At 40.0% G+C, this 14398-nt stretch carries 16 protein-coding genes; all 16 read right to left on the bottom strand.

Annotated elements, in window-relative coordinates; genetic code table 11:
- Positions 1–29 precede the first annotated feature (29 nt).
- Positions 30–1127, bottom strand: coding sequence for a prephenate dehydrogenase (locus tag MHB40_RS07605; RefSeq protein WP_342443021.1), 1098 nt, complete (start codon positions 1125–1127; stop codon positions 30–32).
- On the bottom strand, positions 1124–2224 hold the full coding sequence (gene hisC, locus MHB40_RS07600; protein WP_342443020.1) for a histidinol-phosphate transaminase: 1101 nt from the start codon (positions 2222–2224) through the stop codon (positions 1124–1126). The genes MHB40_RS07605 and hisC overlap by 4 nt, the downstream gene beginning before the upstream one ends.
- Positions 2225–2242: 18 nt before the next feature.
- The gene (gene aroH / locus MHB40_RS07595; protein ID WP_342443019.1) at positions 2243–2611 is read right to left on the bottom strand and encodes a chorismate mutase; all 369 of its coding nucleotides are present in this window, start codon (positions 2609–2611) and stop codon (positions 2243–2245) included.
- Positions 2608–3699, bottom strand: coding sequence for a 3-dehydroquinate synthase (aroB, locus tag MHB40_RS07590; RefSeq protein ID WP_342443018.1), 1092 nt, complete (start codon positions 3697–3699; stop codon positions 2608–2610). The genes aroH and aroB overlap by 4 nt, the downstream gene beginning before the upstream one ends.
- A gap of 3 nt (positions 3700–3702) precedes the next feature.
- Entirely contained in the window at positions 3703–4884 is a 1182-nt protein-coding gene (gene aroC, locus MHB40_RS07585; protein ID WP_342443017.1) for a chorismate synthase, read from the bottom strand.
- Between the two features lie 287 nt (positions 4885–5171).
- Positions 5172–5945: a protein-glutamate O-methyltransferase CheR gene (locus tag MHB40_RS07580; RefSeq protein WP_205442364.1), complete on the bottom strand. Its 774-nt coding sequence runs from the start codon at positions 5943–5945 to the stop codon at positions 5172–5174.
- Positions 5946–6029: 84 nt separating this feature from the next.
- Positions 6030–6260, bottom strand: coding sequence for a hypothetical protein (locus MHB40_RS07575; protein ID WP_205442363.1), 231 nt, complete (start codon positions 6258–6260; stop codon positions 6030–6032).
- Between the two features lie 125 nt (positions 6261–6385).
- Complete coding sequence (locus tag MHB40_RS07570; protein ID WP_342443016.1) at positions 6386–8011, bottom strand: long-chain fatty acid--CoA ligase; 1626 nt, start codon at positions 8009–8011, stop codon at positions 6386–6388.
- Positions 8012–8082: 71 nt separating this feature from the next.
- A complete protein-coding gene (locus tag MHB40_RS07565) occupies positions 8083–8850 on the bottom strand; it encodes a 3-hydroxyacyl-CoA dehydrogenase (RefSeq protein WP_342443015.1) in 768 nt (255 codons plus the stop codon).
- A 15-nt stretch (positions 8851–8865) separates the two neighbouring features.
- Positions 8866–10017: a thiolase family protein gene (locus MHB40_RS07560; protein WP_342443014.1), complete on the bottom strand. Its 1152-nt coding sequence runs from the start codon at positions 10015–10017 to the stop codon at positions 8866–8868.
- A gap of 239 nt (positions 10018–10256) precedes the next feature.
- Positions 10257–10673: a nucleoside-diphosphate kinase gene (gene ndk, locus MHB40_RS07555; RefSeq protein WP_004232627.1), complete on the bottom strand. Its 417-nt coding sequence runs from the start codon at positions 10671–10673 to the stop codon at positions 10257–10259.
- Between the two features lie 86 nt (positions 10674–10759).
- Positions 10760–11734: a heptaprenyl diphosphate synthase component II gene (hepT, locus tag MHB40_RS07550; protein WP_205442358.1), complete on the bottom strand. Its 975-nt coding sequence runs from the start codon at positions 11732–11734 to the stop codon at positions 10760–10762.
- A 19-nt stretch (positions 11735–11753) separates the two neighbouring features.
- The gene (locus MHB40_RS07545) at positions 11754–12458 is read right to left on the bottom strand and encodes a demethylmenaquinone methyltransferase (protein WP_342443013.1); all 705 of its coding nucleotides are present in this window, start codon (positions 12456–12458) and stop codon (positions 11754–11756) included.
- Positions 12459–12473: 15 nt separating this feature from the next.
- Entirely contained in the window at positions 12474–13241 is a 768-nt protein-coding gene (locus tag MHB40_RS07540) for a heptaprenyl diphosphate synthase component 1 (protein ID WP_342443012.1), read from the bottom strand.
- A 264-nt stretch (positions 13242–13505) separates the two neighbouring features.
- Positions 13506–13724 carry a trp RNA-binding attenuation protein MtrB gene (gene mtrB / locus MHB40_RS07535; RefSeq protein WP_004232621.1) on the bottom strand — a complete coding sequence of 73 codons (219 nt, stop codon included), beginning with the start codon at positions 13722–13724 and terminating at the stop codon, positions 13506–13508.
- A 62-nt stretch (positions 13725–13786) separates the two neighbouring features.
- A complete protein-coding gene (folE, locus tag MHB40_RS07530) occupies positions 13787–14356 on the bottom strand; it encodes a GTP cyclohydrolase I FolE (RefSeq protein WP_205442354.1) in 570 nt (189 codons plus the stop codon).
- Positions 14357–14398: the final 42 nt, after the last annotated feature.

Genomic DNA, 14398 nt, shown 5'->3' with positions numbered 1-14398 from the left:
AAGCGCCGAAATACCGACGCTTTCTTATGCTAAGAAATATACGTTTCGAAATTTGCTCGTTTTTGAATACATGCTGCAGCACGTTCGCGATCATTTTCACTTTGGAAGCTAATGACTAGAATACCGAAAACATCTTCTCGTGATTCGACGATGCGTAGATTCGTAATACTAATCGCTTCATCTGCTAAATAGCCTGTCACTTCTGAAATAACACCTGGATAGTCAGGAACATCAACATATAAGTCGAAGGGTGTATACATAGCCCCTGCACTAATCGGTAATTCATCTCTCAGTTCTTTGGCAACAGCAAAATAGTTTTCAATATCCTGTGAAGAACCATCTGTCAGCAGTTCCTTAATGCGTGTCATTTCTTTTTCCCAGCCATCTAATTGCGTGAGTAGCTCCTCGCGATTTTGCAGCGTAATATCTCGCCATAAAATGGGATTAGAAGAGGCTATTCGTGTCACATCACGGAAACCTCCTGCCGCAAGAGAACGTGTCATTGGGTACTCGCCATTTTCTCCACCTAATTGATGGACAAGTGAGGCAGCAATAACATGTGGGAAATGACTCACCACAGCAGTCATGTGATCATGTTCACCGGCAGATACACTGACTACTTTTGCATGTGTAAATTTTAGCAAACTTTCAAGCTGTGCCATATGAATAATTTCTTCTCCAGCAAGCGGTGTAAGCATGTAATATGCATTTTCAAAAAGATGGGCCTTTGCAGCCAAAACACCACTTTTATGAGAACCCGCCATTGGATGTCCACCAATAAACGTTATGCCAAGTTCACGTAATTCGCCGGCCTTTTGCATAATTAATTTTTTTGTACTCCCTGTATCTGTTACGATGACTTTATTTTTTAAAGGCCATGATTTTAATTGCTCCATCCAATCCAGTGTTGCATTAACGGGCGTCCCAAAGATAATAACATCAACATCAGCCGCAACAGCCTGTGGATCTGTGACAATATCATGCACAATATTTAATGTTTTCGCATGCTCACGTGTTTGAGCATCCATATCGTAGCCAATAATTTTTGTTTCAGGTGCTTTTTGCAAAGCAAGGGCAATGGAGCCACCGATTAATCCTAGCCCTATAACGAGTACTTTGCGTGTCATGCAAATACTCCTTGTTGTTTTAACACTTCGTCAAGTTGGCTAAGTAATGCGGCATTTTGAGCCTCTGTTCCAATTGTGACACGGATAAATCCTGGTAATCCTAGCGCATTACCACTGCGCACAATAAAGCCTCTTTTCATCAGCTCTTGGAATACAACATCACTATCAGCATGGGTATCAAAGAAAATAAAGTTTGTATCAGATGGGAAGTATTTTAGATTATGTTTTTTACAAAATTCTACATATTGTTTTTTGCCTTTTTCGTTGGCTTCACGGCATGCTTCAATATATTCTTGATCACTGAGTGCAATGGCAGCAACAGCTTGACTCAAGATAGTATTATTAAATGGTGCGCGGACAGGATCAAGCTTAGCAATAACATCAGGTTGGCCAATTGCATAGCCAACGCGGAACGATGCTAAACCATATGCTTTAGAGAATGTACGCAATAAAAGAACATTCGGATATTCATCAATGATTGGTAACGTATCCTTGTGGTCTGGATGTGTAACATATTCAATGTAAGCCTCATCTAGCACGACAAGGACATCGCTTGGAACCTTTGCAAGAAAGGCACGCAATGCAGCATCTGGAATGACCACTCCTGTAGGATTATTCGGACTACATACCCAAACAATAGACGTTTGGTCATCAATTGCAGCCAACATTGCCTCTAAATCATGTGCCCCCTCTTGACAAGGCACTTTACGTACTTCAGCACCTTCAATTTCAGCATTGTGCCAGTATTGAGAGAAGGAAGGGTCGGCCATAACCGTGTTTACCCCTGGATACAACAGAGCACGAGTAATAATAGCAATGATGTCATCAGAGCCGTTACCAAAAAGAAGCTGTGTTTCTTTCACACCTAGATGATTTGCCACAGCTGTACGCAAGTTTTGTGCATAACCATCTGGATAAAGTGCATGATTCACTGCATTATTTTGTAAATAAGCTGTTACCTTAGGTGAGCATCCAAATGGATTTTCATTCGATGCCAATTTAATAACTTCCTTTAAGCCATATTCACGTTGTACTTCTTCAATTGGTTTACCTGGCTTATATGCTTGCATACCGTCCAATTGTTGTTTCCACTTCATCTAAAACATCTCCTCTACTTATTTAGCCTGAGCCAAATCTGGTCTTAATTTCACTGCATCATTGAGATACAAGTGCTTTACATCTTTTTGGGCTACCTCTACGTTCGCATGAATTAATATACGAATACATAATGGTAATGCGTCTGGCACATCCATTTCATGTGTACACATAACAGGGACATATTGCCAGCCAGCCATCAAACGTACTGCACGAGCAGGAAATGCTGAGGTAATATCTGGCGTTGTAGAAATAAGGATCGATGCAATATCATCGATCTCCACATTATTTGCTGCCACAACCTCACGCACTAATCTTGCTGTCTCATCCCATACAAGCTCTGGCTTGTCAGATTCAATTGTTACTGCTCCTCTAAGTCCACGAATCATACAAGCACCTCCGCTAATAACTGTCTATATTCAGCATCTATTTCTTTACATTCTTCTATATCAATGGCTTTCACAAAAGGTTTACCAATTTTTTCTAGAAGAACAAATTGTAAAATGCCATATTCCGCTTTTTTATCTTTCATTAAGTAGCTAGTTAATTGTTCAAATGAATAATCATTTACAGCCTCAAAAGGATAGCCATTCTTCACTGCAAACTGTAAGAAAGCTTGAGTGAACGTTCGATCTAGTTCTCCATATCGTTCACTTAAAAGAAGACAGTAGACGAGCCCAATCATAACAGCTTCACCATGTGCCACTTTACCATAACCCGCAGCTGCTTCAATAGCATGTCCATATGTATGGCCTAAGTTTAAAAACTTGCGAACGGATTGCTCTGTTTCGTCCTCGGCTACAATTTGCGCTTTCACTTCAATACCCTTTTTCAGCTGCTTTGCTAGTTCATTTTGATTAAAATGAATTACAGAATCCGCTGTCATTAATTCCTCTAACCAAGCTGAGTCAGAAATCATGGCGTGCTTAATTAACTCCGCTGTTCCTGAACGTACCTCACGCTCTGATAAACTTTCTAAAAGCGCTGTATCATAAATCACACCTTCAGGCTGATAAAATGCGCCAATCATATTTTTTCCTAGTGGATGATTAATAGCTGTTTTTCCACCGACTGCGGAATCATGCGCTAGAATGGTTGTTGGAATTTGAATAAACGGAATCCCCCGCATATAGGTTGCCGCAACAAAGCCAGTTAAATCACCAACTGCTCCTCCTCCAAAGGCAAAAATAAATGATTTTCGTGAGCATTTTTGTTCCAATAAAAATGTTTGAGCAGCATTATATTGCTCAAAGGTTTTGCATGCTTCACCACCAGGCAAAATAAAGACCTCAAAATGATAAGGGAAATTTGCTTTAAAGTACTCTCCCTGTGCAGCCCATACATTGCTATCTGTAAACACAAAGAGCTTATCTGCTTTTTGAAGTTTATCAACAAATGCCTCCACAGCTTCAGTTAGAAATTGATGACCAAGAACAACTTCATATTGATGCGATTTTGTTGCCACTGGTACACGCATAAATCAGAACCCCTTTGCATATTGACGATGCTCGTCAATTTGAGCTTGTAATTGAGGTAGTTGATCACTATGGAATTGCTCCAAAATAGCATTCGCTATTTCCCAGGCAATAACATGCTCTGCAACTACAGATGCTGCAGGTACTGCACAGCTATCAGAGCGCTCTACGCTTGCTTTAAATGGCTCTTTTGTTTCGATATCTACACTTTGTAATGGTTTATATAAAGTAGGAATTGGCTTCATCACACCACGTACTACAATAGGCATACCTGTAGACATACCGCCCTCTAAGCCACCAAGTCGATTGGTTGCACGTGTATAGCCTTCTTCTTCAGACCAAATAATTTCATCATGCACTTCAGAACCTTTACGACGTGCCATTTCAAAGCCAAGTCCAAATTCTACACCTTTAAAAGCATTAATGGATAGCATAGCTGCTGCAAGTTTCGCATCAAGCTTACGATCATAATGTACATAAGAACCTACACCTGCTGGCATGCCTTCTACAATAACCTCTACAACTCCACCAATAGAATCACCAGCTTTTTTCGCTTCATCAATGGCCTCAACCATTTTGGCAGAGGCTACTGGATCTACACAGTAACAAGGATCAGCTTCAACTATGGCACGAATTTCTTCTGTTGTTTTTCCTTCTACTAAAGATGTATCTGCCTTAATTCCCACTATCTCTGTAACATGTGCAACAATGGAAATGCCTAGTTCATTAAGTAAAGCCTTTGCCACTGATCCAACTGCTACACGTACAGTTGTTTCACGTGCAGAGGAACGCTCTAATACATTCCGTAAATCACGGTGACCATATTTCATGCCCCCAACTAAATCGGCATGACCTGGTCGAGGTCGTGAAATTTGACGTTTGATATCTTCAGGATTGATATCATCAGCCAATGGCTCAGCTCCCATAATTTTAGTCCAGTGCTTCCAGTCATCGTTTGTGACAACGAGTGCAACAGGAGAACCAAGTGTCTGACCATGACGAACACCCGCAACAATCTCTACTGTATCTGTTTCGATTTGCATGCGGCGCCCACGTCCATGACCTCCTTGGCGTCGTTTTAAATCGTGGTTAATTTTTTCTGCTGTAATGGGTAAGAGTGACGGTAAACCTTCAATAATTGTCGTTAATTGAGGTCCATGTGACTCACCTGCTGTTAAGTAACGCATAAACACTTTCTCCCTTCAACTCGCTAAAGTATGTATTTTTCACTATAACATATATTCTTTAAAAAAACAGTCCTTTTACAAATGTCTTTTAAGTACCTACCATTTTCATAGATCTAAATGTGAATATTCTGAACGGCAGTTATAAAAAAACACTAGCTAAATTTTATAAAAAATACGCCTTTGCTTATGATAAGCGAAAAGCGTATGAAATATCTATGTTTAATGCTTGGCCAACTTTATGTACATGACTAATTGTGTCATTTGTACAAAGCTTTTCATCCATATTATTAATTATTTTTGCGATAGAAGAATGTGTCTTCTACATCAAACTCATAACGTGCTGGATTAAAGATTTGCTCTGTCGATCCAACAAATAAAACGCCGTCCTTGCGTAGTGCTTTACTAAAATTATTATAAATTTGATCTTTCGCTTCTTCTGTAAAATAAATCATGACATTGCGACAAACAATTAAATCATAATTGCTGTCATAAGAGTCATTCAATAAATTATGTTTCTTAAAGGTTACACAACGCTTAATTTCATCCTTCACACGATAGAAGGAGCCTTCTTGTTCAAAATACTTTGCTTTAATGTCATTTGGCACCTCGGCTAAAGAGCGTTCAGGGTAGACACCTAACTTCGCTTTTTGTATCACATTCTCATCTAAATCAGTGGCAATAATTTGAATTTGAGATAAAGGCACCAATTGAGATAATACCATTACTAAAGAATATGGTTCTTCTCCTGTTGAACAAGCAGCACTCCAAATTTTTAAACGCTTATTTGTTTGTAAGAGCTTCGGAAATATTTTCTTTTGTAATACTTCCCAGCGCTTTCCATTGCGATAAAATTCAGAAACATTGATCGTCATACGATCTAAAAATTCATTCATTAAATCACGATCTTGTTCAAGTGCCTTTAGAAAGTCTACAAAATTACGATAGCCCTTTTTCTCATAAAGAGAGGTTAATCGTCTTTTCATTTGCGCTTCTTTATATAACGCTAAATCTATTCCTGTTTTGCGCTTAATACCTTCTATAAACTGTTCATAATCAGACATATGGTCATCTTCCCCTCTAGCGTCGTATTACCATTATAGCGGAAAAGTCCCAATCCTGAAATAGTCTTTCTCATGTATACTCATCTACTTGCTTGCGTTTTGTTTTTCCTCTAAAAGTAATACTTTCGACTGTTCTAATTCAAGGCGCATTTTTTCTGTTTCGATCGTATAAGTTTCTAACCTAAGCTTTTCTAATTCTACTTCTTTTTCAACAGCCTTCAGTTTTATTTTTTGTTGTCTTGTAAGAGCGTCTGTAAAAATTCCAGCTAGAGAAATAATGACGCCTCCAATTATCGCTACAATGGCAATTGACAATCCGTCCACATCCTTTCGTTACTAAGATTATACGGCAAAATGGAAAAAATAGTTTCATTTTTCAGGAATTTATTCCAATAAAAAATGAAGGTAGTTTTTCACCACCCTCATTCTATCCATTAACGTTAGACTTGTATGCGATACTCTTTTAAATCTTCTCGTAATTTAGCCTTTAAGAATTTACCTACAGACGTTTTTGGTACTTCGTCAATGAAGACAATATCATCAGGAATCCACGTTTTATGGAATTGTTGCTGTAGACTCTCTAGTAACTCTTCTTTAGTAATCGAATCCTTAAATTCTGGCTTTGCTACAACGCAGGCTAATGGTCGCTCCAGCCACTTTTCATGTGGAATGGCAATAACAGCCGCCTCAAAGACCTTTGGATGGGACATCAATGCATTTTCAAGCTCTACTGAAGAAATCCATTCACCGCCACTCTTAATTAAATCCTTTGTACGGTCAGTGATTTTTATATAGCCATCTGTTGTCATCACGGCAATATCACCTGTGTAGAGCCAGCCGTCCTTAAAGGCTTCTTCCGTTCGTTCATCATGATAGTACTCATTGGCAATCCATGGACCTCTGATCGTTAGCTCTCCCATCGTTTTGCCATCCCAAGGCACTTCTCCATTTTCATTGACAATCCGTGTATCAATAAGAGGCATGGTCATGCCTTGTGTAATCCGAACATTCATTTTTTCATCAGCCGTATAGTCCTCCATATGTGTTAAATACGTGGATAGGCTTACAAGCGGTGATGTTTCGGTCATACCGTAGCCTGTCATGTACGGAATATTGAGTTCTTGTTCAAAGCCTCGGACAAGACCAATTGGTGAGGCAGATCCTCCACAAACAATTAATCGCATAGACGATAGGTCACGAGGATTTTGGCGCTGCTCCTGTAGAACGCCCAGCCATATTGTCGGTACGCCTGCTGTCAACGTGACTTTATATACATCAAATAACTCAAGCAATAGCTGTGGTGTAAACATTGGACCCGGTAAAACCTGTGTAGCACCAAATGCGACACCTGCAAATGGTAATCCCCATGCATTCGCATGAAACATTGGTACAACAGGTAACACCACATCTGACTCACAAATCGCAATACTGTCAGCAAGACCAGCTGTTAAACTGTGGAGTACAATACTGCGATGTGTATAGACAACTCCCTTTGGCATACCTGTCGTTGCACTTGTATAGCACATGCCTGCAGGTGTATTTTCATCTAAATCTTCTGGGAATGTGAACTGTTCATCTGCCTCTGCAAGTAGCGCTTCATAGGAAAGAGCATTGGGAATCGGCATCGATTCTACTGCAACAGCATCGCCCATAATGATAAAATGCTTGACCGTTTTCAGCTGTGATACGATTGGTGCAATCAATGGCACTAGATTATCATCTATTAATAAAATTTCATCCTCAGCATGATTGATGACATAGGCAATATGCTCAGGGGCTAATCGAATATTAATCATATGCAGTACTGCTCCTGCACATGGTACAGCAAAATAGGCTTCTAAATGGCGATGGTGGTTCCAAGCAAATGTGCCCACCTTCATTCCTCGCTCCATTCCTAGCTTCGTCAGAGCATCAGCTAATTGGCGAGTCCGTTTGACATATTCTTTATACGTGAACTCATGAATAGTAGTGGCGCTTGTTCGAGAATAAATTTTCTTTGAGTGAAAAAATCGTTCTGCGCGATTCAAAAAACTTGTTAATAATAAGGGTGTATCCATCATATGCATTATACCGCTTCCCTTCATCTACGATTTTTTGAAACGATCAAGACTAAAACTATTTAATCTAGATTTTGCCGTTACCTAGGTTGCATGCGAATGGCACCATCTAGACGAATGACCTCTCCATTTAACAAGCCATTGTGGATAATACTTTCAACCAAAAGGGCATATTCCGAAGGTTTACCAAGTCGCTTAGGAAACGGTGTCATTTGAGCAAGAGCCGCTCTTGCAGGCTCAGGTAACGAAGCAAACATCGGTGTTTCAATTAATCCTGGCGCAATGGTCATCACACGGACACCGATTTCCGCAAGCTCTCTTGCAATCGGCAACGTCATCGCCGCTACCCCACCTTTTGACGCGCTATAAGCAGCTTGTCCAATTTGGCCATCAAATGCAGCCACAGACGCGGTATTAATAATGACGCCACGTTGTCCATCCTCATTTGGCTCATTATGCTGCATTTTATCCGCAACTAGGCGGATGACATTAAACGTACCAACTAAATTAACAGCAATCACTTTTTCAAATAGAGCAAGGGCATGTATACCACGCTTGGAAATAACTTTACTCGCATCTGCAATGCCAGCACAGTTCACTGCAACATTGACCTTACCAAAAGCTGCAACAGCCTGCTCAAGGCCTGCCGCCACGTCCGCTTCCTTTGTGACATCCACTCGTGCATAAAGGACATTTTGACCTAATTCCTCCACTAGAGCTTGTCCACGCTCATCATTGACATCAAAAATAATCGCTTTGCCACCCTGTCCTATCAGTTTACGAACGGTTGCCTCTCCTAAACCTGAGGCACCCCCTGTTATGACGGCCACCACTTCATGTTCTTTCATCAGACATATCCCCTTTTACATTTTTTCAATGATCGTGGCATTGGCCATTCCCATGCCCTCACAAATCGCCAACAAGCCGTAACGAAAATTCTCGCGCTCCATGCGATAAAGCATCGTCGTTAACAATTTCGTACCCGTTGCCCCTAATGGATGTCCCAGTGCAATTGCTCCACCATCAGGATTGAGTTTCTGTGGGTCTCCTCCTATTTCATGCAGCCATACGAGTGGCACAGGTGCAAAGGCTTCATTTACCTCATATGTGTCGATATCCTCTATGTTGAGACCTGACCGTTCTAATGCTTTTCTAGTAGCCTCGATTGGCCCTGTTAGCATTAATGTTGGATCAGAGCCCACGACCACTCTTGTCACAATTTTAGCGAGTGGTTGAATGCCCAATTCTTGTGCTTTATCCAATGCCATCACGACTACAGCTGATGCCCCATCACTCATTTGGCTCGCATTGCCCGCAGTAATCACGCCGCCATTCTCTTGAAAAACAGTTTTTAATCCATTTAAAATGTCAACGGTTGTTTCTTCACGAGGACCCTCATCAACAGCAAATGTTGTCACAGAGCCATCTTCTTGTGTAACTTGAATAGGTAGTATTTCAGCTTGGAAATGACCCGCTTCAATGGCAGAAAGCGCCCGTTGATGGCTTTGATAGGCATAGCTGTTTAACTGTTCTTTCGATAAAGACCATTGGGAGGCGATTTTCTCTGCTGATAATCCTTGATGGATAATATCATAATTTTCCTGTAAGCGTTTACTAGCATGTGCATGTTGCATGTTTGAGCCCATCGGTACTCTTGACATGCTTTCTACACCACCAGCAATGACAATATCCATATCCCCCGCTAAAATGGCCTGTGCTGCGAAGTGTACGGCTTGTTGGCTTGAACCACATTGGCGATCAATGGTTACCCCTGGCACACTATCCGGGAAACCAGCCATTAATAATGAGGTCCGCGCAATATTTGCACCTTGTTCAGCTGTTTGCGTCACACAGCCCAAAATGACATCATCTACTTGTGCCTTCTCAATCCCTGCACGTTTTACAGCCTCCTGTAACACATCCGCTGCTAAATCATCTGCTCGAACTTGACTTAACGCACCCCTACTTCGACCTACAGCAGTTCTCACAGCTGCTACAATTACCACTTCTCTCATGCTCATAACCCCTTTTCCTCGTCATCCTCACAGTGTATTGACGAGTCTACTAAACTATTCCTAACTTAATTATCAGAATATTACATCATTTATTGTACATGAGTAAGAAGTTTTTAACAATTCTATATGTATCTAGGAATAGATTATTTGTCGGAATAATATGCTGCACACTACCCAGCCCACCTTTTTGACAATAAAAAAAGCAATCCCAAAATTGAGATTGCCTAATCTATTCGAAATTAAACTAAATCTTCACCGAAGAATAAGCCGATTTCGCGCTCTGCAGAAGCAAGAGAGTCAGAACCGTGGATGATGTTGTGAGAAACAGTTGTTGCGTAGTCACCACGGATTGTACCTGGGTTAGATTCTTCAGGTTTCGTTGCACCCATCATAGTACGAGCAAGCTTGATTACGTTCTCGCCTTCCCATACCATAGCGAATACAGGACCAGAAGTGATGAAATCAACTAATTCACCAAAGAATGGACGCTCAGCATGCTCAGCATAGTGCTTTTCTGCTAATTCTTTAGGAATTACCATTAATTTAGCACCTTTCATTACAAAACCGCGACGTTCGAAACGATCAACGATGTCTCCGATTACTTGACGTTCAACGCCGTCAGGCTTAACCATTAAAAAAGTTTGTTCAATTGCCATGTTTAAAACACTCCTTAAATTCGTCTAACAGGTTTTACACCTACCGATAAATATTAACAAAAAATGAGCCTTTGTACAACAAAAAGCTAGAATTTGCGCTTACCCATGAACAATGCTACATCACGCAGTTTTTTCTTTACGGGATGTTTTGGTAAAGCATCAATTTCCTGTAAGGCTTTTTTCAAATATTTATCACTCATACGATTAGCTTGCTCAATTGCATGAGATTTACGCACATATTGCAACATATTTTGACGTTCCGGTTCTGTTAATGTGCCTGCAAAAACTTTGACTAAGTAAGGTTGCATCTCCGGATCATCTTTTAACAATAATATCGGTAAAGTAATATTGCCCTGCAATAAATCACTACCTGCTGGCTTCCCTAGTTCTTTATCGGTTGCCATGATATCTAAAACATCATCGATAATTTGGAAGCTCATGCCCACAAAGTAGCCGAAGCGCTTTAAATGTCGCACTGTTTTAGCATCCACTCCTGCCGCCACAGCCCCTAGCTCACAGCTGGAGGAAATCAGTAATGCTGTTTTTCGTTTTATTCTTCTAAAATAATCTTTTAAACCTTGGTCTAATCTAAATTTATCTTCAATTTGAATGACTTCACCGTTACAAATTTCCACCATCGTACGGGCTAAAATTTGATGAACAAGCGGGTTTTCTAACTTCGTAATATATTCCAGTGCACGTGCGAAAATAAAATCGCCTGTGTACATCGCTACCCTGTTATTCCACTGTGATTTGACAGTAGGGCGTCCTCTTCGCATATTGGAGTCATCAATGACATCATCATGTACAAGCGATGCCATATGAATGAGTTCTAAAGGTACTGCTACATCCTTCATCTTCTCAATGTCATAATCACCAAATTTTGCACCTAGTAACACAAAAATTGGTCGTATCCGTTTGCCACCAGCTTGTAATAAATGGAGAGAAGCATCGTTGATCAAATATGAAGATGAGTCCACCGCTTTTTCTAACTCTCGTTCAATGATATCGATATCTGATTTCAAATCGGAATAGAGTAGTTTTAACTTCATCTTTTCCACGTGTGAAAACCTTCCCCCATTAACGTACCTTTTTAAAGCCCATATGCATTGCCGCAGCCCCGCCACTGTATGCTTTGTACGTTACTTTTTCTAATCCTGCTTGCTGAAACAATGCCGCTAACCTCTTCATACCTGGGAAATCATTCGCAGATTCCTGAAGCCAAGAATACTCCTTATAGCTTTTCGCAAATATTTTACCAAATATCGGCATTATATATTTAAAATAAAAACGGAACAGTTGACGATAACCAGGAATTTCAGATTGTGATGTTTCTAAACACACCACCATACCACCTGGTTTAACAACACGATGCATTTCCTTCAACACTTGTAAATAATCAGGTACATTGCGAAGACCAAAGCCAATCGTCACATAATCAAACGTATCATCTGGAAAAGGTAATTCCATCGCATTTCCATGAATTAGTTCAATTTGTGGGTATGGCTCTACCTTTTTTTCGCCAACTTTCAACATGTTTTGACTAAAGTCCAGCCCTTTTACTTCTCCACTTTCTCCAACAGCCTCTGCCAATGCGATTGTCCAGTCTGCCGTGCCACAGCATACATCAAGTGCCTTTGATCCAGGTTTTACAGCCATGTGCTTCATCGTATCGTTACGCCAGCCAACATGCATCTGGAAACTAATTACACCATTCATTTTATCGTAGTTTTCCGAAATACTCTCAAATACTTCGTGAACATGTTCTTCTTTCGTTTTAGCCATTTTGAAAAACCTCTCTTATCCGTTAGTAGAAGCAATGGATGCCTCTACATGTGCATGTAAAGCTTGTTTGATATCACTTTGTAAAAAGGATGCATGATGAATGATCTGTGATAGCTCTGTTTTTAAATGCACAATTTTTCCTTGGATGACGCTATTAAAGGTTGCGCCATTTTGTCTGACACTATCTTCAAGTGCCTTACCCATTAAAGACATTTGCCCACGTTGATAAGCTGTCCATTCTTTTTCTAAACGCAAGATTAATAAGCTTTTTTCTATAAGTGGTATATATTCACTGAAAGAATAAAGATCAAAAAATTGAGCAATTAACCCGGATTCTATCGTACTCATCGACGCATACCACTGTTCGATTGTACGTTGTTCATTTTCATAAACTTTAATCTGGTTTTCACACCGTGCCACAATGCCTTGTGACAAGTTTCGAATCAATGCGACATTCCCTGACATCGCTAATATTTCATAATAACGACCACTATAAAAATCCCCAGCTAAAACGGTAAGTTGCTGTTCTTTTGATGTTGCATCTATTTCTTTTATATGATCGTGAGCCGCTAATGCTGCGTACACTATGCCAACAGTAATTGCAGCCTCTTGTTGCTCTTGTTGCCACTCTTCACCATTCAAAAACGGGATTAACAAATAAAACAATTGATTTTCATCTAGCACAGGTACACCTGTGTATTTTTGCAAAGTTCTATGACGAACATCCATGAAAATCTCTGTTTTTAACTGTGCAATTGAATTTTGAATGTATGTTGCATTCATAGACCTTACTCCATTTCACTTTCAGATACGTTAGCCCTATCCAAGGCTTAACGCTTGCTTACTGAGTCATTATAGCATACGCAACGATGCGGAATAAAAAAAATTTGCTTTCTTCATAGGACAGGCAGTAAAGCTTTCCCATAATTGAATGTAGGGATGCTAACTGCCCAAAAACCTTATACTCAGTTTTTCACATCTAGTGTTTTTATATGTGCTTGTTATATGCTAAACAGCATTAAAAACGATTGTTAGAAACCAGATTTCTTATTTTTTCGCTTCGCTATTGATCACGCCATGTGCTGTATGAATTTGTGCTTTACCACGTATTTTCATGGCAGACGTGTGTTCTGTAAATTGAGCAATCATTACTTCGCCGGCATCTAATTTCTCTGAATGATGGAATTTCGTATCTGTTCCACGTGTTAATCCAATGACATGTACACCATCTTCTTCTGCTTGAATAACAATATAATCTTGTGACATCTTTGTACACTCCTTAAATCCGACAAATTCTTAGTTCATCATAACATAATTAGACACGCAATTTAAGACATTTGAATAAATGACAGCACTTCTCTACGTTTCACTTCATCTTCCTCATAAATACCGCGTGCAACAGATGTTACCGTCTTGGAACCAGGTTTTTTTAAACCACGCATCGTCATACACATATGCTCAGCCTCGATCACAACATAAACACCTTTTGGCGCAAGCATCTCCATAATTGTGTCCGCTACTGAAGAGGTAATACGCTCTTGTAGTTGGGGTCTGCGGGCAATCGTTTCCACAGCACGTCCTAATTTACTAAGCCCAGCAACAACGCCGTCATTTGGTATGTATGCTACATGTGCTTTGCCATAGAAAGGTACTAGATGATGCTCACACATCGAATAAAAAGGAATATCTTTGACAAGCACTAATTCTTCATGATCCTCATGAAATACCGTTTTAAAATAATCTTTAGCATCCTCATGCAAGCCGCTGAACATTTCAGCATACATTTTTGCTACACGCTTCGGCGTATCCAATAAACCTTCACGATTTACATCTTCACCTACTGCTTCTAAAATCATTTTTACTGCTTCTTCTATTTTCAATAAATCAATATTCGACATTCAAAAAACCCTCCTGCATATCAAAACATTACACATTTCCCT

Source organism: Lysinibacillus sp. FSL K6-0057, from assembly GCF_038630885.1.
Taxonomy (GTDB): Bacteria; Bacillota; Bacilli; order Bacillales_A; family Planococcaceae; genus Lysinibacillus; species Lysinibacillus fusiformis_F.
The sequence above is the reverse complement of the archived record's forward strand: the minus strand, read 5'-3'. Positions and strand labels throughout refer to the sequence as shown.